Annotated in this window: 15 protein-coding genes; 2 read left to right on the top strand and 13 right to left on the bottom strand. The window is 42.6% G+C overall.

Going from position 1 to position 20,638, the window contains the following annotated elements; translation table 11 throughout:
- Window positions 1-19 precede the first annotated feature (19 nt).
- Entirely contained in the window at window positions 20-1,195 is a 1,176-nt protein-coding gene (locus OCV27_RS13750; protein ID WP_125321532.1) for a 3-phenylpropionate MFS transporter, read from the top strand.
- A 113-nt stretch (window positions 1,196-1,308) separates the two neighbouring features.
- A complete protein-coding gene (locus OCV27_RS13745) occupies window positions 1,309-4,764 on the top strand; it encodes a PAS domain-containing hybrid sensor histidine kinase/response regulator (protein WP_125321533.1) in 3,456 nt (1,151 codons plus the stop codon).
- A gap of 15 nt (window positions 4,765-4,779) precedes the next feature.
- On the opposite strand, the gene OCV27_RS13740 is transcribed toward OCV27_RS13745, so the two are convergent.
- From OCV27_RS13740 to aspA, 13 genes are all read right to left on the bottom strand, one after another.
- Entirely contained in the window at window positions 4,780-5,262 is a 483-nt protein-coding gene (locus OCV27_RS13740; RefSeq protein ID WP_125321535.1) for a hypothetical protein, read from the bottom strand.
- Between the two features lie 94 nt (window positions 5,263-5,356).
- Complete coding sequence (locus tag OCV27_RS13735) at window positions 5,357-7,084, bottom strand: sodium:solute symporter family protein (protein WP_125321537.1); 1,728 nt, start codon at window positions 7,082-7,084, stop codon at window positions 5,357-5,359.
- 12 nt (window positions 7,085-7,096) lie between these two features.
- Window positions 7,097-7,360, bottom strand: coding sequence for a DUF4212 domain-containing protein (locus OCV27_RS13730; RefSeq protein ID WP_125321539.1), 264 nt, complete (start codon window positions 7,358-7,360; stop codon window positions 7,097-7,099).
- Between the two features lie 212 nt (window positions 7,361-7,572).
- Window positions 7,573-8,199: a MarC family protein gene (locus OCV27_RS13725; protein ID WP_125321541.1), complete on the bottom strand. Its 627-nt coding sequence runs from the start codon at window positions 8,197-8,199 to the stop codon at window positions 7,573-7,575.
- Window positions 8,200-8,301: 102 nt separating this feature from the next.
- Window positions 8,302-8,937, bottom strand: coding sequence for a response regulator (locus tag OCV27_RS13720; RefSeq protein ID WP_125321543.1), 636 nt, complete (start codon window positions 8,935-8,937; stop codon window positions 8,302-8,304).
- A 173-nt stretch (window positions 8,938-9,110) separates the two neighbouring features.
- Window positions 9,111-10,901: a protein-disulfide reductase DsbD gene (locus OCV27_RS13715; protein WP_125321545.1), complete on the bottom strand. Its 1,791-nt coding sequence runs from the start codon at window positions 10,899-10,901 to the stop codon at window positions 9,111-9,113.
- Between the two features lie 104 nt (window positions 10,902-11,005).
- The gene (locus OCV27_RS13710; RefSeq protein ID WP_125321547.1) at window positions 11,006-11,494 is read right to left on the bottom strand and encodes an arginine repressor; all 489 of its coding nucleotides are present in this window, start codon (window positions 11,492-11,494) and stop codon (window positions 11,006-11,008) included.
- 354 nt (window positions 11,495-11,848) lie between these two features.
- A complete protein-coding gene (locus tag OCV27_RS13705) occupies window positions 11,849-12,859 on the bottom strand; it encodes an ornithine carbamoyltransferase (protein ID WP_125321549.1) in 1,011 nt (336 codons plus the stop codon).
- A gap of 99 nt (window positions 12,860-12,958) precedes the next feature.
- A complete protein-coding gene (gene arcC / locus OCV27_RS13700; protein ID WP_125321551.1) occupies window positions 12,959-13,870 on the bottom strand; it encodes a carbamate kinase in 912 nt (303 codons plus the stop codon).
- 41 nt (window positions 13,871-13,911) lie between these two features.
- Window positions 13,912-15,132 (bottom strand): arginine deiminase, encoded by a 1,221-nt coding sequence (gene arcA, locus OCV27_RS13695; RefSeq protein ID WP_125321553.1) that lies wholly within the window; start codon window positions 15,130-15,132, stop codon window positions 13,912-13,914.
- A gap of 505 nt (window positions 15,133-15,637) precedes the next feature.
- The gene (locus OCV27_RS13690; protein ID WP_125323468.1) at window positions 15,638-17,083 is read right to left on the bottom strand and encodes a YfcC family protein; all 1,446 of its coding nucleotides are present in this window, start codon (window positions 17,081-17,083) and stop codon (window positions 15,638-15,640) included.
- A 354-nt stretch (window positions 17,084-17,437) separates the two neighbouring features.
- Window positions 17,438-18,745, bottom strand: a complete 1,308-nt coding sequence (locus tag OCV27_RS13685) for an anaerobic C4-dicarboxylate transporter (protein WP_125320772.1) — start codon at window positions 18,743-18,745, stop codon at window positions 17,438-17,440.
- Between the two features lie 158 nt (window positions 18,746-18,903).
- Window positions 18,904-20,352, bottom strand: a complete 1,449-nt coding sequence (aspA, locus tag OCV27_RS13680; protein ID WP_125320771.1) for an aspartate ammonia-lyase — start codon at window positions 20,350-20,352, stop codon at window positions 18,904-18,906.
- Window positions 20,353-20,638 lie beyond the last annotated feature (286 nt).

Raw genomic sequence — 20,638 nt, 5'->3', positions numbered from 1 at the left:
TATGCTTTGCGAGGTTTTCATGTCGACCACTTCTCCTTTCAACTGGATATCTCAGTATTTTGCCGGATTTTTCTTTGCTTACGGTGTGTATTTGCCTTTTTGGGCACTATGGTTTGAGGATCAAGGAGTTTCTGCAACCGATATAGGTTTGTTGGTCGGTATTGGTTTTGCCACTCGTTGTGTTGCTAACATTTTGATTACCCCACGTATCCACAAGGTTGAAGATCTCATGCCTGCACTGCGTTGGTTAAGTGTGGCTGCGCTCATATTTGTTGTATTCCATTTCTTTGCCACCGGTAGCTTTTGGCTAATGGCACTGGCTACAGTGTTATTCAACTTATGTTTCGGGCCAATAGTGCCGCTTTCCGATGCAATGGCTAATTATTATGCTCGCATAAAAATGATTGACTACGGCCGGACTCGACTTTGGGGTTCCATTGCTTTTATTGTTGGCTCAACGGTTGTCGGATATCTAGCGGCTGAGTTTGGCAGTGAGATGATTTTGTATACCGCAGCAGTGGGAATGTTATGTTCAATTTTACTTGGAATGCGCAATATTCATCCTACACCGAAAACGGTAGAAGAAGGAGCCACATCTCGACCTAAGCTAGGAGAAGTGCTTAAAGATAGCTCGGTTGTTAAATTTTTGACCTTAGTTGCGCTGATTCAGGGCAGTCACGCTGCGTACTATGGTTTTAGCGCTATTTACTGGAAAGAAGTTGGGCATGCTGAAGATATGATTGGCTATTTATGGAGCCTAGGAGTAGTCGCAGAAGTGGCAGTTTTTGCTCTGAGCAAGCGACTTTTTACTGGTTGGTCACTGAGAACTCTTTTTGTTGTTGCTTCAATTGGTGTAGCTGTTCGATGGGGGCTTACTGCCTCAACGACAGCACTTTCATGGCTTATTCTAATTCAGCTTTTGCATGGCGTGACCTTTGGTATCGCACACATTGCCGCCATTCAATATATCCAACACTCTGAAGTGAATAGAATGGTCGCATTACAGGCTTTGTACAATGCAATTCCACTTGGTGCCGTAATCGCTTTATTGACTGCTTTGTGTGGCTGGGGGTATGAATATTGGGGGCCTAATGTTTTCTGGGCCATGGCTGGAATGGGAATTGTTGCGTTATTTATACGTGTGGAGCCTACTCGTGGCCACTGTTCAGTTATGGAGACTAAAACACACAATTGAATCACAATGAATTGAGTTAAATTGCTATACCGAGTTAAATAGAACCTCGCCCTTAGGGGGAGGTTTTTAATTTTTGGTATTTAACTGGATAATCAGATACGTAAGGAAAGCAGATGCAAGGCTGGCAGGTGATCACAGTATCATTGATGTACCTCGGGCTCCTATTCATCATTGCATGGTATGGTGACCGCAAGTCCAATTGGTTGTCTGGTTGGCGCCCTATAATCTACAGCCTATCAATTACAGTATATTGCACCTCTTGGATTTTTTATGGCACGGTTGGACAAGCGAGTGTTAACCCTTGGTCTTTTATACCGCTTTATCTTGGGCCTATCCTCGTTTTTACTCTTTTATGGCGAGTATTAGCTCGTCTTTTGATTACTGCTAAACGCGAAAATATTACTTCAATAGCCGATTTTATCGCTGCTCGTTACGGTAAATCTCAAAAGTTAGCAATAGTGGTTACCCTTATTGCTGTGATCGGTATTTTGCCTTATATCGCTCTTCAATTTCGAGCGATTACTATGGGGCTTGAGCTTATTTCTCCTCAACTATCTAAAGCCATTGAAAATCAAGGAGTGGATATATCTTGGTTTGTTGTAGCTGCTTTGGCTGTGTTTACTATCTTGTTTGGTACTCGTTATATAGATAATACCGAGCATCATCGTGGTTTGATGAAGGCGATTGCTTTTGAATCTGTGATAAAACTAGTTGCTTTTCTCACTGTTGGTTGTTTTATTGTATTTATCTCTCTCGAGCGTAGTGATATCCAATTGCTCTCTATTGCAGAGAAAACTTATCATTCGCCAAACTTTGCAACGTTTCTGATTCATACCTTACTTACTATGCTGGCAATACTTTGTTTACCACGTCAGTTTCATAGCATGGTGGTGGAAAATGAACGAGCTAAAGATTTAAAAACGGTTCGCTGGGTTTTCCCTATTTATTTGCTGCTTATGGCTGTATTTGTTTTACCGATAGCATGGGTTGGACAAGGCGTTATTAGTGGTATAAGTCCAGATACCTACATGATTAGCTTACCAATGGCATTAGGCGCTGAACATATTGCTCTAATAGCATTTCTTGGTGGAACTTCAGCCGCTTGTGGGATGGTGATTGTTTCAATGATTGCTTTGGCTATTATGATGTCGAACGATCTGGTTATTCCACTTATGCTTCGTTGGACAAAATTGGCTCAGCGCAGGCATCACCATTTTTCTAAGTTGTTATTGATGATCCGGCGTGTTCTCATCGTGGTACTTTTTCTTGGTGCGTGGGGGTTCTATCATGTTCTAGGAAATACGCATTCTTTGTCGACGATTGGTTTTCTGTCATTTGCTGCTGTTGCTCAGTTTGCTCCTGCAATATTAGGAGGTATGTACTGGCGCAAGGGTAATCGTAAAGGCGTATATGCTGGTTTGGGCTTTGGGTTTGTCGTTTGGCTTATTACCCTGCTAAGCCAAACTCCAGCAATGCTAGCTGATGAGGCAAGTCGTGAGTTTGTGACTTGGCTTGTTACTCCACCAGGGCTTTTTATTGCTTTCAATATTGAGAGTGCAGATTGGGGTATGTTAATTAGCCTATTATTGAATGCGTCCTGTTATGTCTTAGTCTCCTTGGTTACACGAACTAGTTTAAGTGAACGATTACAATCTGGTGTATTTATCGGCTCTCCGACAGTAGAAAGTGACAATATCAGTCTCTATCAGAGTAAAGTAACTATCGGTGAGCTTGAAATGTTAGCAGCACGTTTTGTTGGTAGTCAGCGTGTTCGAACAGCGTTTGACCAATTTTTTGAGCAGCACAATCAGCATGCTACACCGAGCAACCAAGCCCCAGCAGGCTTAATTCGTCATACAGAAAGAGTATTGGCAGGTGTGTTTGGGACGTCTTCAGCTAAGTTGGTTTTATCTTCTGCTCTGCAAGGTCGGAATATGCAGTTGGAGGAAGTTGCAACCATAGTTGATGAGGCATCTGAGCTATATGACTTTAGCCGTGGATTACTTCAGGGAGCAATTGAACATATTGGTCAAGGAATTGCTGTGGTTGATAAGCAGCAGCGGCTGGTGGCGTGGAATCAGCGCTATCTTGAATTGTTTACCTTTCCGCAAGGTTTTATCCAAGTTGGCAGGCCTATTGCCGATGTTATTAGTCATAATGCTGAGCAGGGATTGTGTGGTCCTGGCGATCCAGTAGAGCATGTTCGCCGTCGCTTGTATCATCTTAATCAAGGCACGAAACATACGTCTTCAAGAGTTCGTCCTGATGGAAGGGTCATCGAGGTGCAAGGGAACCCCATGCCAGGGGGTGGGTTTGTGATGAGCTTTTCTGATATTACGGCTTTCCGTGATGCTGAAAAAGCATTACAGCAAGCCAACGAGAGTTTAGAGGAACGTGTTCATCAACGAACTCGTGAACTAGAACAATTGAATAAGTGTTTGGTGACTGCAACGCAACGCTCTGAGCTTGAATCAAAGTCGAAATCGCGCTTTCTTGCAGCGGTAAGTCATGATTTGATGCAACCGCTCAATGCTGCTCGTTTATTCGCTTCGTCATTATCTGAAACAGCTCAAGAGGCAGAAGCTCAGCGTTTGTCGAGACACATTGAAACCGCACTGGAAGCGGCAGAAGACTTGATTGGTGATTTGCTGGATATTTCAAGGTTGGAATCGGGCAAGCTAGATGTCAACGTATATAGTTTTGCGGTCAATGACGTACTATCAAATCTCAATGTTGAATTCAGCGCCCTTGCCAAGCAGCAAGGGATAAGCTTTGAAATGGTGCCAAGTAAGTTAGTTGTGTTGTCCGATCCCAAATTGCTGCGAAGAGTGGTACAGAATTTTCTAACTAATGCTTTTCGGTATAACCCTAAAGGTAAAGTTGTTTTGGGGGTAAGGCTTGCTGGTTCTAAAGCCAGAATTGAGGTATGGGACAACGGCGTCGGAATTGCTTTAGATAAGCAGCAAGAAATATTTGAGGAATTTAACCAAGGTAGCCAGGTTCGTTCAGAGCAAGGCCTTGGTCTTGGGCTCGCTATCTCAAAAGGCATTGCTCATGTTCTGGGGCATGATATATCCATGCGCTCATGGCCTGAACAAGGTAGTGTATTTTCAATTACACTCAGCCGCGGTCAGCAAGTGTTTAATCAGCAGCCAGATAGCCAGTCTCAGCTGGAATCGTCTCTATATGATATTAATGTTTTGTGTGTAGACAACGAGCCTGACATTTTGATCGGTATGGAAAACCTACTTCAACGCTGGGGGTGTAATGTTCGTACTGCCAGTGATCTTTTTTCAGGTTTAAAATGTCTTGATCAAGATTGGAAGCCGGATGTAATTATGTCGGATTACCGGCTTGATAATGGCAGAACTGGTTTGGAGGTTTTACAACAATGCCGGCTGAGACTGGGTAATCAATTTGAAGGTATTATTATTAGTGCAGATAGAACGAATGACATGATGGATGGTCTTTGTTCTAACGGCTTTCATTTTATTCCCAAACCAGTAAAGCCTCTAAAACTGAGAACGTTGTTAAATCGAATATCTACAAAGGAAACGATGACCTCATAAATGAAGATATCATGATCACTTTGTAAATAAGGTTTCGTATTTAATAAACGCCATTTGAGTTTCACCATAGTATAAGGTGCCTTCAGCCTTTACAACCACTCGCAGCCAACTGCTTGGTGAAGTCGGTTTGGGTAAACTAATGGACCAGTTTTTCCCAGTTTGGTCTCGAGGTTGCATTTCAAGAGGAGGAATATTTAGTTCTTGGCTATCGACCAAAGAAACCTTTATGTCGTCAACGGCATATTCTGCATGAAGTGAAAGTTCGAGCTGATTATTTACCAGTTTTTCAGAACGAAACCTAATCTTAAAGTCGCCATTCTCCATATTACACAGTCCACTGGTGTAGCGACAGTTCGATTGACTTATCATCTTATAGCTCTGACCTTTTTTCGCAGCATGAGGCTTTTCACTAACGGCTATATCAGCGGCGAAATAAGCGATAATTGAGAGAATAGGGGCTATTATAAGGGCAACAATAAAGTGCTTGTTTCTTAACATCTTGGTTTCCTGTTGGCGAAGCTAAAGCCTAAGGTAACGAAATATAGTCGCGGAAAGAAGCCCCCTATGTGTGCATTCATAGAGGGGGCATTATTTAGTGATCAAGAGCTTTACTAACACCTGTAGGTATTCGGATATTCTCGACTAGATCTTTAACTTCTTGAGGTGTCTCGGCCGTGATCTTAGATACTACGAAAGCTACACCAAAGTTAAATACGGCTCCGATAGCACCAAAGGCATTAGGCTCTATACCCAAAAACCAGTTACTGCCCCAGCTTTGTAAGTACTTCCAGTCAGCGACAAATAAGATCCCTTTGTGCTGAAAAACGTAAAAGAGCGTAATCGTAATTCCTGTAATCATTCCGGCAATAGCACCCTCTTTATTGATGTTTTTACTGAAGATACCCATCATCAATGCAGGAAAAATAGAGGATGCTGCGAGGCCAAAGGCTAGGGCCACTGTCCCTGCGACAAACCCTGGAGGATTAAGACCAAGATAGCCTGATATTGCAATAGCGGCTGCCATTGAAACTCGACTAATAAGTAGCTCTTTTTGTTCTGATATGTTGGGATTAATGACTCCTTTGATGAGATCATGTGATATAGATGATGATATAGCCAGTAGTAGACCCGCTGCTGTTGATAGCGCAGCGGCTAAGCCGCCCGCGGCGACTAACGCAATCACCCAGTTAGGTAGTTTTGCAATCTCTGGATTGGCTAATACCATGATGTCTTGATCTACTCTCAGCTCATTGGTTGCTGAATTTGAGGTGTACTGTATATTGCCATCGCCATTTTTATCATCAAAACCTAGTAGGCCGGTTTTTTCCCAGTTTATAAACCAATCGGGGCGTTCATCGTAGGCAAGGTTTTGTCCAGAGCTTGGGGTAACCGTATCCATGAGATTTAACCTTGCCATTGCAGAGACTGCTGGCGCAGTTGTGTACAAAATGGCGATGAATACTAGGGCCCAACCTGCTGAAGTGCGAGCATCTCTTACTTTGGGGACGGTAAAGAAGCGGATGATAACGTGAGGTAGGCCTGCCGTACCTATCATAAGAGACATGGTATAGACGAACATATTGAGGGTATCGCCTCTTACCTGAGTGGTGTATTGGCTAAAGCCTAATTCAGTGACTACCTGATCAAGACGGTCAAGTAGATATACATCAGTGCCAGACATTGTGCTGCCAAGGCCAATTTGAGGTATAGGGTTGCCCGTTAATTGAAGTGATATGAAAATTGCAGGTATGGTATAGGCTAAGATAAGTACGCAATATTGAGCGATCTGTGTGTAAGTAATGCCTTTCATCCCGCCTAAAACCGCGTACATAAACACAATACACATACCGATCAGTAGACCAGTGGAGTAATCCACTTCCAGAAACCGACCAAAAGCAATGCCCACACCTTTCATTTGGCCAATTACATAAGTCACCGATGCGATAATTAAACAGACAACAGCAACAATTCGGGCGGCATTAGAATAGAAACGCTCTCCTAAAAACTCGGGAACAGTGAATTTACCGAATTTACGCAGGTATGGCGCTAATAGGAGAGCTAATAGTACATAGCCTCCAGTCCATCCCATTAGAAATACCGAACCACCGTAGCCCATAAAAGCAATTAGACCAGCCATGGAAATAAAGGAAGATGCAGACATCCAGTCGGCGGCTGTCGCCATACCGTTAGCAATGGGGTTTATTCCTCCACCTGCGACATAAAACTCTTTTGTTGACCCTGCTCGTGCCCAGATTGCGATACCAATATAGAGGATAAAGGTGGCACCAACGATAAGATAAGTAGTAGTTTTCAGATCCATCTAAGTTATTCCTTATTCGTCGACGTTAAACTCACGGTCTATCTGTCGCATTTTCCATGCGTAAAAAAAGATGATGGCGAGGAATGAATAAATGGAGCCTTGCTGAGCGAACCAGAATCCCAGCTTATATCCACCGATCTGAAATTGATTAAGTTGGTCGACAAATAAAATACCGCAACCAAATGAAACAAAAAACCAGATGACCATTAAACTAACCATCAATTTTACGTTCTTATTCCAATAGGCTTTGGCTCGTTCTTGACTTTCAAATGCCATCACTGCCTCCTTACGATTGGTTGTTAATGAAATGTTTCATCAGATACCTTACCAAGTGCAGTGTAGGAGTGCTTTTCAACTTTAGTCTTGTTTGAAAAACAAAAAAGCACCTTTATTACAGGTGCTTATGATTGTTTCTGGAATGATTGAGAGTATTTTATGAATGTTAGCTAAGACCAAAGTCTAATGGCTGGTTAAAATGGCATGAATAATTATCCAAGGTAAAAATCTTTTATACCTAACAACAAGTTATTTAATGCGACCGCCGCAAGAATCAGCCCCATAACTCTACTGATAATGGCTGCGCCAACATTGCCTATCCACTTTTGAATATGAGTTGCACCTAGCAGTAATATTAAAGTGATTAATAGCACACCAATCATAACGGCTGCTGTCATTAACTGGTCAGCGACAGCGTATCTATGATTATCGGTAAGCATCACAATCGCCATCATGGCCCCAGGAGATGCAATCGAAGGTATTGCTAAGGGGTAAACAGCGAGATCAGCCAAGTCAGAATGGCTGACTTCTTCAGATATTTTTGTTTCTTGTTCGGGTTTAGATTCACCGAATATCATGGTTAGCGCAAACAGTAACAACACAAGACCACCTGCAGCTTGGAAAGCAGGTAAGGGAATTTGCATTGCGTCGAGTAACAGTTGCCCTACAAGTAGGAAAAAGAGTAACACTCCAGCTGAAATTGCCACTGCTTTTAGTGCCACTAAGCGGCGTTGCTTTACTGTGAGGTGTTGAGTTTGAGAAAGATAAACTGGTACAGAACCGATTGGGTCGATCACAGCCCAGAGTACGACAAATTGAGTGAATAATACGCTAAGCAATATATTGACTCCCAGAGTTGGTGAAACAGAGGGATGAATATGTTGATCATATGATCAACGTGAGTATCTTAGCAGATAAATAACACCAATAGTGAAAAAACACTAAGAATATTCATATTCCAGCTGTTGGAGCAAAATAACTGCCTGAGTTCTATTTTTTACATTTAACTTACGAAAAATTGCTGTCATATGGGCTTTTATTGTGGCTTCAGAGACATTTAACTCATAGGCGATTTGTTTGTTTAGCAGGCCATCGGATAGCATTGCAAGGACTTTGTTTTGTTGTGGGGTTAAAGTCGCGATTTTATTAGTCAATTCACTGCTAAATACATTGTCAGTGGTGCCTTCAGGGAAGAAAGGCTCACCATTGAGCACCTGCGTCAATGCTTTTATAAGTTCACGCATATCGCTAGATTTTGGGATAAAGCCAAATGCACCATGGTTTTTGACTTGTGTGATCACCGAAGGTTCTTCACTGGCAGAAATAACCACTATTGGTAAGTCTGGATATTCTGCACGCAATTGTATCAGTCCGGACAAGCCGTTTGCGCCGGGCATTTTGAGGTCTAGTAGTAGTAAATCAGGATCCTGTTCATTATTTAGAACAGCGAGCAAACCATCAAGAGAATCGGCCTCAACCAGATTGGCTCCACTGATCGCCATATGTACCGACTGAAATAGTGCATTACGAAATAACGGATGGTCATCAGCGATAATAATGGTGTAGGTTGAATCCATATGGTTTGATCGTATCAATTAAAAGTGGGCTTAGGCGAATTATTGTCGGCTTTGAGGGTGTGAACAATGTCTATACATAAAAACTCTGAACTATATCGGGTTTTCTGCATAATCCTCAATATTACTGGGCTAGACCGCCAGTTATGCAACTGGCGGTAAGCTGTTTTAGAAGTTTACAAGCGATGAGTATCAATATGCTGCAAAAAAGGCTCGGCTGGTATAAATCCGGTAATTCTTGCACTGGGTATATGTTGCCCGTCAGCACCCCAGAACTCGATGGTAGGAAGTCCAAGTACATTCATTGCTTTTAACAGTTCTATGTCTTGCGGTTGACTTTTAGTTACATCGGCTTGGAGTAACACAAAGTTTTTCAACTTATTTTCAACATCTGCTTGATGGAAGGTGTATTTCTCAAACTCTTTACATGCCACACACCAATCTGCATAAAAATCGAGCATAACAGGTTTGCCGGCCAGCTTTGCTTGCTCAAGCTGACTGTTCAGATCATCTATTGTTGCTATGCGTGTGAACCGAATATTTGGTTGTGATTGTTCAATATTATTACCAAACCAATAATTGAAGGCAGGCTGTGCAGACGCCAAAAGGCCGAGTACAGCGATGATTCCAATTATACTTTGTTTCCAGCCACCTAGTGGTAATGAACTTTTGACATGGTAGAGCCAGCCAAATGCCATGAGCCCAAGTATTGACCATAATCCGGTAGCCCAAGTTTCTGGGAGAATACGTTCAAGTAGAAATATTGGGGCGGCAAGGAGAATAAAGCCAAAAAGAGTTTTGATTTTATCCATCCAGTTGCCCGCTTTGGGCAGAAGTTTGTTGCCAAATACGGCGACTAACATCAGTGGGATCCCCATGCCTAAAGCCAGTGCATAGAGTGCCACTCCTCCTGTCACTAAATCGCCACTTTGAGCGACATAAAGTAAGGCTCCTGACAGCGGGGCGGTTGTGCAAGGTGAGCAGACAAGGCCTGAAATTGCACCCATAGCAAATACACCCAGTGAGCTACCACCTTGCTGTTTGTTACTTAAGTTATTAAGCCAAGTTTGAACACTGCTTGGCAGTTGAATCGTGTAGGCACCAAACATCGACAGTGCCAAAGCAACAAACATGACGCTTAAGCCAACTAGAATATATGGGTGTTGCATTGCTGCTTGAAATTGTAAGCCAGCTGATGCCACAACTAGTCCAAGTAAGGTATAGGTTAATGCCATGCCTTGAACATAAATAAAGGCGAGTCCTAATGCTCTGGCATGGTTTAGCTTTCCGCTTCCTAGCACAATACTAGTGAGGATGGGGTACATGGGTAATACACACGGGGTGAAAGCTAGTCCAATTCCTAGAGCCAAGAAAAGCAAAGGTGTCCACCAGTTATCGCTAAGGCTTGTCGCCAAATTTGATTCCTGCGAAGCCAATGGTGACGCGTTTAAGCTGGTCTTTGCAGGGGCTGAGTTCTCTTGGCTTTTTGAGCTGATGTTATTTGTGTTTGGAGATTCAAAAGAGGTTAAGTCGACAACGCGAGTTTCAGGAGGGTAACAGAACCCTGCTTCAGCACATCCTTGATATTGAACAATCAAGCGAGCCCCGTCCTGATAGTCAGCTAGAGGTACCTCAACAAATAATGGTGTGGTGTAGATATTGACGTCACCAAAAAATTCATCTTTATGTGGTGTGCCTTCTTCCATCTCCAGATTATCGAGTCTAATGTTTTCGCCACTGACGGATAACTTATGTTGATAGAGGTAGTAACCTTGCTTGACTTGCCAATCGAGGTAAACACGATTGCCTTGTTGATAGGCATTGAAAGGAAAAGCCTCATCGACAGGAACAAAGCTATTACTTTGGTTGCCAAAGCTGGGTATAGATTTGGACTGTTCAAAAAGTGCCATAGTGGGCGTAGAAAAAACAGTCAGATAAAGCAAAACAAGCGATAAAATGGCACGCATACAAAAGTCACTTAAGTCAAATTTTGAATCATTTTAACTCAATCAGACAGAGAAAAGCGGCATTAAGTTTCATGCCAGGTCAAATATTCATTTTTGTTAGGGAATTAGGCTATCCCTAATCTAGAACGAACGACTTTTTCACAGTCATCAATATACTTTATGTCTTTTGGGATGACTAACACGGTATCGTTACCCCCGACAGTACCAAGGATGTCAATGTGTGGATCTATGTCTACTAGTCGAGCCACTAATTGAGCACTACCAGGGTGAGTTTTTACCACGACCATGGATTGATTATGAGTAACAAATTCAATTTGAGAAGAAATGGAAGATTCAATACGAACTGGGGCTGTTTCTACAGTGATGCAATAGACTTTTCTACCACAGGCATTCTGTACTTTGATTACCCCTAATTGTGACAACAAGCGCGACACTGTGGATTGGCTAATTCCTACAAAACCAAAATCGACTAGAGCTTCCCGTAGATCATTTTGTGTTGAGAAACTTTGCTGTTGGAGCAGCTTTTTACAGGCGGTGACTAGGGTTTTATCTTCAGTTTCTTCAACTGACATTGGGCTTAGAGTTTCACTCATGGGAACTCCTCAAAAAGCATAACGTAAAGGTTTTTTATCCTTGCGACTTATGGCGCTTCAGTCCGTTGAAATGCCTTTAAATAAAATAGTGCCACTTCTATGGTGGCTTTGATGTTTGGACATATTACCATCAAATAAAATGCGGCTTTTTGAAAGGGATCACCAAACAAAAAACTGATTTTAGGTGACATATTTGTTAGTGAGTTAAGAAGTGCTGTTTTAGTCGAGTGATTTGAACTAACGAGTTTGTGATATTGTTGTTTTCTCTAACTAGAGGCTGTGCTTCGAGCTATGAAGTACGAGCCTCTCTGGGTAACTAAATGTATACGAAAATTAGCCTATTTTGCTAAAAAGCTAGTCGCCTAAAGTTGCGACCATCACCGCTTTAATGGTGTGCATGCGATTTTCTGCCTCGTCAAAGACAATAGAGAACTCTGACTCAAGAACCTCATTGGTGACTTCACATCCGTTTTTGAGCTGTGGATGTTCATTTGCCAGTTGTTTGCCAACCTTAGTATCCTCGCCGTGAAATGCAGGTAGACAATGCATAAATTTAACATTTGGGTTTTGAGTCGCTTTAAGCATTTCCATGTTAACTTGATATGGTAGCATTAGCTTGATACGTTCTGCCCACGCTTCTTTAGCTTCTCCCATCGATACCCAAACGTCTGTATACAAGAAGTCACAATCTTGAACGCCTTCGGTAATATTCTCAGTTAAAGTAATTTTGGCTCCTGTGGATTGCGCAATTTCACGGCATTGTGCAACTAAGTTGTCCTGTGGCCAAAATTGTTGTGGCGCAACAAGGCGAATATCTATACCCATTTGAGCGGCTCCAACCATAAGAGAGTTGCCCATGTTATTGCGAGCATCTCCCAGGTAGGCAAATTTAAGCTCTTGTAGTTGCTTACCACGGCCATGCTCAATCATAGTGAGGAAATCGGCGAGAATTTGGGTTGGGTGAAATTCATTGGTTAATCCATTCCAAACAGGTACGCCTGCATATGCTCCTAACTCCTCAACAATCTCTTGGCCAAAGCCTCTATATTCAATACCATCGTACATACGTCCTAGTACGCGAGCAGTATCTTTCATCGACTCTTTATGGCCGATTTGCGATCCCGTTGGTCCTAAATATGTGACTTGTGCGCCTTGGTCAAAGGCGGCCACTTCAAAAGCACACCGAGTTCGCGTCGAAGTTTTTTCAAAGATCAGAGCGATGTTTTTCCCTTTTAGCCGCGGTTGCTCGTAGCCGTTATATTTCGCTTTTTTTAGCTCAATTGAGAGATCTAATAGGTGTTGGATTTCTTTTGGAGTAAAATCGAGAAGTTTTAGGAAATTGCGGTTACGTAGATTGAAAGCCATGATGTATTCCTTTTTGTTCGACGCGCTCGATGTTGTTAAACCCAAGAGGCGCAAAGTTAAGATATTTATTTTTAAGGTAATGTTGATCCAACAACTCAATTAACCTTGGGTGATGTAGGTACCAGCTTGACCCTGAAGTATGCGCAAGCCATCCTTTAGAGCCCCAATACCCACAACTTTTCCTCCTTGCCTAATAAATTCACATGAGGCTTGGATTTTCGGTCCCATGGAACCTGCATCAAATTGATATTGGCTTAGCTCGTTTGGGTCTGTACTGCGCAATGGATATTGAGTCGCTTGGCCCCAGTTGAGGTATACGGCATCGGTATCAGTTAAGATAAGTAGAGCATCAGCGTGTAATTGTTTTGCTAGTAGCGCCGCTGACATGTCTTTATCAATAACAGCCTCGACGCCAACTAAGAGGTTGTTTTCATATTTGACAGGAATACCTCCGCCACCAGTACAAATCACTAAGTGACCAGCATTTATAAGGCTGGTAATTGCTTGATGCTCGATGATCCCGGTTGGTCTAGGGCTAGGAACAACGCGGCGAAAATGTTGGCCATCAGGTTTGATAGTCCAGTTATATTTTTCGGCTAGTTCGCGAGCCTCATTTTGACTGTAGATTGGCCCTATAGGCTTAGTGGGGTTTAAAAAAGCAGGGTCGTCTGGATCAACTGTTATTTGAGTTAGCATGCAAGTAGCGTTGATATTTGGCATTTGGTTTTTAAATTCCTGCATTAACATGTAGCCAATCATACCTTGCGTTTCGCTGCCTAACACATCAAGAGGATAGGGTGCAACTTGTTTGTATTCTAGGCCTTGCAATGCGAGTAACCCAACTTGAGGACCATTTCCATGCACAAGTATGACCTTATAATGCTGGGCAATTTCGCAGATTGCTTTGACTGCAACCTGTACGTTGTGACGCTGAATGCCTGCTTCTAAAGGTTCACCCCGACGAAGTAAGGCATTACCACCGAGTGCAATGACGACAGTTTGTTTATTCATAACTTTTGTCTCCTAATATATACATAGCTAGACCTTAGGGCCTATATACCATCACGCTCAACAGGACAGCTCATACAGCGAGCCCCACCACGGCCTCGGCCAAGCTCGTCACCTGGCACAGGCAAAACAGTAATACCTGCCTTATCGTATTTTTCATTGGTGTAGGTATTACTCTGATAACCAATCACGACTCCAGGTTTGATGGTGAGAACATTATTGGCATCATTCCATTGTTCTCGCTCGGCATTGAAATTGTCACCTCCCGTGGTGATAAGGTTCAGTTGGTTGATGCCAAGAGCTCGCTCTATGGCATGGACAAAATAGTTCTCTTGTTTGAAATTAACTCTGCCAGATTCATCCCCAGTCAATTGCCAACACTTGATATCCTTGCGCATCACCTCTGGGTAGACTGAAAACGTATCTTCGCGCATATGCGTCATTACTGTATCTAAGTGCATGCAAGAGCGGTGTTTTGGTAGCTCCATGGCAATAATTTGTTTTGCTTGGTTGTGTTTAAATAGCTGTGAGGCTAAATGCTCAACTCCCTGAGCTGTTGTTCGTTCAGACATACCAATTAGGACAGCGCCCTTGCCGATGACTAAAACGTCTCCGCCTTCTATGGTTGAGTTGTCATACTGGCTTTCTTCGTCACCAAAGTATTTGATGAAACTCTGGTCAGCAAATTTTGGATGCCAGCGATAAATAGCTCTGAGGTGATTGGTTTCACGTTGGCGTGCGGGTTTTGCCATTGGGTTAATAGAAACGCCACCATAAACCCAGCATGAGGTATCTCTGGTAAATAGATGATTGGGCAGTGGCTCAATAATAAAATCTGTTGCTTGATGAAGGCGTTGCATCATTGAAGAGGATTGAAATGGCACCTCAGTATATGACAACCCACCAGTGAGTATTTTTGCCAGTTCTAAGTTGGAGAGATCTCTTAAGTAGCTGCAAACATCTCTGGCAAATGTATGTCCTAAGCGGTAGCCGGACACTTGCCGAGATAGTAGCCAATTTTTTGCTTCTGACACCTGCAGCGTTTCAGCGAGTAGGTCGGTAAGAAATAGCACCTCAACATTTTGTTCGGCTAAAGTTTGGGTAAATACATCGTGCTCTTTTCCGGCACGCTCTACTGCGAGTACATCGTCAAATAATAAATCATGGCAATTGGAAGGGGTTAAATGAGTTAAAGCGCGTTTAGGTCGGTGAACGAGAACGCGGCGCAACTGGCCAATTTCGGAGCCTACGTATAAGTTATTCATGCTCAACTCTCTTTTGATAAGTTCTAGAATTTTTTGCTCTTAGAACGGCGTGATTTTTTGTTTAGCTGAAACTTATACTACGCCTGTCATTAGGTTATTCTTGGAAGGAGGTCACAGTTCATATTTTATATATTATTGTTGATTATCTAAGTGTTTAACAATATCTATGCATATGTTTCATGTTTGTTAACTCGGTGGATATACATATATGTGGGAACTTTATTCAGGATCTTAATTCTCATGTTAATTAGAGCTTCTTAATTGGAAATAATATTCACCTGAATGAAGGTTAAAATTTAAAATAAAAAATTAACTTATTCATAATCTATTACTAGATAATTAATTTTTTTGGTTATTGCTAATTTTGCTAGCTAACATTTTATCTGTAAATTGAATTTAGATCACATTACTTCTTAATGAAAATATCGCTATAAACTATCTGCAACGTTGAATGTCGTTATAAGAAAAGCCGCATAATGCGGCTTTGTCAGGTCTAGTACCTAGCTCAGATAATGGCACCGAGACTTATCATGGCTACACAAAATAGCGTGAGAATAGCGAGTAATGGAGCAACCCATTTTATCCAGCGAATATAAGGGACTCGGGCGATAGCTAGCCCTCCCATGACAACTGCTGAGGTAGGAGTAATTAAGTTCACTAGGCCGGACGCTGATTGGTATGCGGTAATGACAAGATCTCGACCCACTCCAGCAAAATCAGCGAGTGGCGCCATTATTGGCATGGTTAGTACCGCTAAACCTGAAGTGGAAGGAACCAGGAAGGACAATAAAATTTCTAAAAAGAACATCATATTAATAAACGCAACAGAAGATAAACCTGTCACCGTTTGCTCTGCGGAAAAAAGAATGGTGTCAGTAATCATTCCTTTATCCATCACGACGACGATACCACGAGCAATACCAATAATGAGTGCTACGCCAAGTAAGTCACGCGCGCCGTCAATAAAGCTGTTGACAAAGTTTTCTTCGCTCATACGTGCAACCAAGCCAACTAAAATGGCAGCAGCTAGAAACATGGCTGAAATCTCTGCCATCCACCAACCTGCAATTGAAACGCCATATATCATCACTGCGAAGGAGGCACCAAATATCAACAGAATAGTTTTACGACGACCAGTAAACTCCAGAGGTTCCCCTGTTTGATTAGTTAGAAAGCGCTGTTTGTTTTCCTCATATTTATCATATACGATCGACTTAGTTTGATCGTTCCTCACCAGACGAGCATAACGCATGACATAAGCGACACATATTAGCCAGCCAATTACTAACATGGCTACACGTAATAAAATACCATCAGTAAATGGAATACCGGCAGCATTGGCAGCTATGACAGTAGCAAAGGGGTTAATTGTTGAGCCAAGAACACCAACCCCGGCTCCAAGTAATATGGTTGCAGCGGCCACAACAGGGTCAAAACGAGCGGCCATCATTACGGGAACTAGCAGGGAATAAAAAGGCAGCGATTCCTCTGCCATACCATAGACAGTGCCGCCAGCGGCGAACAAAGCCATGAGGATTGGGATCATCATGGCTTCACGACCATGTAAAGCACGGGTGACACGTTCGATACCTGCGTCAATTGCTCCTGTATTGGTGACAAGGCCAAGAAATCCACCCATGACTAAGATAAACAAAGACACATCAATGGCTGCTGCCTGATAACTTTCATGATCGTAAAAACCATCAATGGGGGCGAGGAATATATCAATAATCCCCTGAGGGTTTGCCGCGACAGTTTGATAAGTGCCCGTAATGGGTACTTCACGGCCTAAATCTTGGTTCATTGCGCGCTGATATTGCCCCGCTGGAATAATCCAAGTAAGAACAGCAACTAGCGCGATTAGTATAAAGAGTATGGTGTAGGCTGACGGGAACTTGAGTTTGGCAAAAAAACCTTCTTTTTTCTCAGTTGGTTTAGGCTGTGTCGTCATGATGTTCTCCTGACTTCTATTTTATAAATAGTAAATAGAAGTGAATCAAAGCGGGCATGCTTTTAATGATATTAAGCTATAAAAAATTGATTCTATTTTAATTAATATTAGAGTTTTTGGCTTTGTTATTCTTCACAAAAGCATTATTTATTTAGTGTCATTAAATTTTAATATGTGTTCTATAAAGTTATTTTAGTGTTTTATATGATGGGTAAGGTTATTGTTATAATGATAAGCGCGTTGTTATTTAATATGAATTTTTAATATTAAGTTTATCTTTTTATCTCAAAGTGTAGAGCTAGTGAAAGTGATTTTTATTATGGAGGCTTTGTATAGCCTCCATTTTTTTATTGACTAAATCAGTAGCCCACCAAAAAAGAAAGCCAGTGCAACGGCAGAAATGATAGTAACAACGCCAGGAATAAAGAACGGATGATTAAAGATATAGCGACCGATGCGCGTTGATCCTGTGTCATCCATTTCCACTGCGGCGAGGAGTGTTGGATAGGTAGGTAAGACAAACAGGGCGCTCACTGCGGCAAATGATGCAACAGCGGTGAGCGGTGTAACCCCTATTGCTAGCGCTGCTGGCATAAGAGCGACAGTTGTTGCTCCTTGAGAGTAAAGTAGCATCGAGGCGAAAAAGAGTACTATGGCTAACATCCATGGGTAATCTGCCACAAGCACGCCTGCTACTTCTTTGATGCCATCAACATGTGCGTTAACGAATGTTGAGCCCAGCCAAGCAACACCAAGAACGCAGACACATGCTGTCATGCCAGACCTAAAAGTCGCAGCGCTAGGTATTTTTGAGGCATCTACTTTGGTGAAAAGGACTATTGCGCCCGCTGCGGTTAGCATGACGGCCATAATGGCTTCATTACGGCCTAGAGCAGGGTCGGTAATCAAACCCACCGATGTTGAGATAGCGGCTGCATAGCAAACAACGAATGCAATGGCGATTAGGAAAATGTAGGTGGCAGTTTTAGCGGTTGGTAATATGTCACGCTGTTTGTCTGGTGCCAACTTAATCAGACCTTGCTCTAAACGTTGCTGATAAATGGGATCGTCTTTTAGCTCACTGCCCATGAAGTTGGCGACAAATGCACCTATCATACAAGCAATGAAGGTAGCCGGAATGCATACGGCAAGTAAGGTCAGGTAATCCACTCCTTTTGGCGCGAGCATTGATGAAAAAGCGACTACGGCTGCGGATATAGGGGAGGCTGTAATGGCTATCTGCGAAGCGACAACGGCAATTGATAGTGGTCTAGATGGACGAATCCCTTGACCTTTAGCCACCTCGGCTATGACAGGTAGAGTTGAAAAAGCGGTATGGCCTGTTCCAGCCATTAGTGTCATTAGGAATGTCACAACAGGAGCATAAAAAGTGATTCGCTCTGGGTGTTTACGAAGAAAGTTTTCTGCCAGTTGAACTAACCAATCCATGCCCCCTGCAACTTGCATCGCTGCAATGGCAGTAATCACTGACATGATGATCAGAATAACATCAACAGGAATATAGGCCTGACTAGTTGGTACGCCGAGAAAAAAGGACAAAGCAATAACGCCAGCACCGCCCGCAAAGCCAATGCCAATACCACCAATTCTTGCTCCCAGATATATGAAAAGTAGGACAACGAATAGTTCAACCATAACCATGATAGTTACCTCGTATATATTTTTAATTCTTTATGTCTGAATACTTAAAAGAAAATAATTCAGGTAATTAGAGATTGATAGCATTAAACCATTCTAGAGGTGTGGATTAAAATTTAATGCCTAAAAAAGGGCCTCATCTAGGCCCTAAATAATTCTGCTTATTGGTAACGTTTGGCTTTGTACTGGGGGTTCATGAAGTTTTCGACGTTGAGGATCTCGTCGAGTTCTTCTTCACTGAGAAGGCCTCGCTCAAGTACCACTTCTCGAACGCTCTTGCCGGTTTCTGCGCATATTTTGCCGACAATATCGCCTTCATGGTGGCCAATATATGGATTGAGGTAGGTGACAATACCAATCGAATTGTAGACGTATGCTTCACAAATTTCTTTATTTACTGTGATGCCATCAATGCATTTGTCGCGCAGGTTGATACATGCATTCGACAGCAAAGAAATGGATTCAAACATGCTTTGAGCAATCACAGGCTCCATTACGTTGAGCTGTAATTGGCCGCCTTCTGCTGCAAAAGATATGGTATTGTCGTTACCGAGAACTTTAAAGCAAACTTGGTTGACCACTTCAGGCACTACAGGGTTGACTTTCGCGGGCATGATTGACGAGCCTGCTTGTAGCTCAGGTAAGTTGAGTTCATTGATGCCGGTGCGAGGGCCAGAAGAAAGCAAGCGAAGATCATTACAGATCTTAGACAGTTTAACCGCTAGACGTTTAAGTGCGCCGTGGGTCATCACATAAGCGCCGCAGTCAGAGGTTGCTTCAATCAGATCTTCTGCGGGAACGACATTTATCCCAGTGACTTGTGCTAAATGCTTAACTGCTAATTTTTGATAGCCTTGGGCTGCATTTAAGCCAGTGCCTATTGCGGTCGCACCTAGGTTTATTTCAAGCAATAGCTTAGAGGTGTATTCAAGAGCGCGGATCTCTTCATTTAGTGTCACAGACCATGCATGGAACTCTTGGCCAACAGTCATAGGAACAGCGTCTTGAAGCTGAGTCCTACCCATTTTCAGGATATCTTTAAACTCTTTACTTTTAAGTGCAAATGCGCCTTTTAAGTATTCTATTGCTTCAATAAGTGTCTGGACGCTATTGTAAACCGCAATACGGAAACCCGTTGGGTAGGCACAGTTGGTCGACTGACTCTTATTGACGTGATCATTAGGGTTAATAAATTGATATTGCCCTTTTTCTTTACCCATGAGCTCTAGCGCTACATTGGCAATGACCTCGTTGGTATTCATATTGACAGAGGTGCCAGCTCCTCCTTGAAACACATCCGATGGGAACTGATCCATGCATTTTCCTGTATCTAGGATCAAATCACACGCTTGGACTATGTATTGCGCGATTTCTTTAGGCAGGACATCAAGCTCGCTGTTTGCAAGCGCTGCTGCTTTCTTAGTCATCACCATGCCACGGACAAATTCAGGTACATCTGAAATGGTGACGTTAGAGATATTGAAGTTTTCAATGGCGCGCAGGGTATGAATGCCGTAATAGGCGTCTGCTGGGACATGTCGCTCGCCAAGAAGATCTTCTTCAATACGAGTTGCATTGGCAGGGTGTAAGGTATCAGTTAGGGTGGCCATTATAGGATCCTTAGATAATTATTCTGATGATAAATACAAATGCTCGCCATTCTGCAATTTAAGAATCCATTCGTCAGAGTTTTTGGCTGTAAAATACGTCCTGACTTCTGTGGCTCATGATACTTCACTCAGCGGATAAAAATAGTATCTTGATCACCTTTTTTATTTTTGGCTAGCTGAATACTTTTACACAATAAATATTGCTCAAATCGTTAGGTCGCTATGAATTTTTTCGCTTTAGTTTGAGCTTAGGTAAGCTTTGCGCTTACACTGGTCCCAACAAAGG

Source organism: Vibrio pectenicida, from assembly GCA_024347015.1.
Taxonomy (GTDB): Bacteria; Pseudomonadota; Gammaproteobacteria; order Enterobacterales; family Vibrionaceae; genus Vibrio; species Vibrio pectenicida.
The sequence above is the reverse complement of the archived record's forward strand: the minus strand, read 5'-3'. Positions and strand labels throughout refer to the sequence as shown.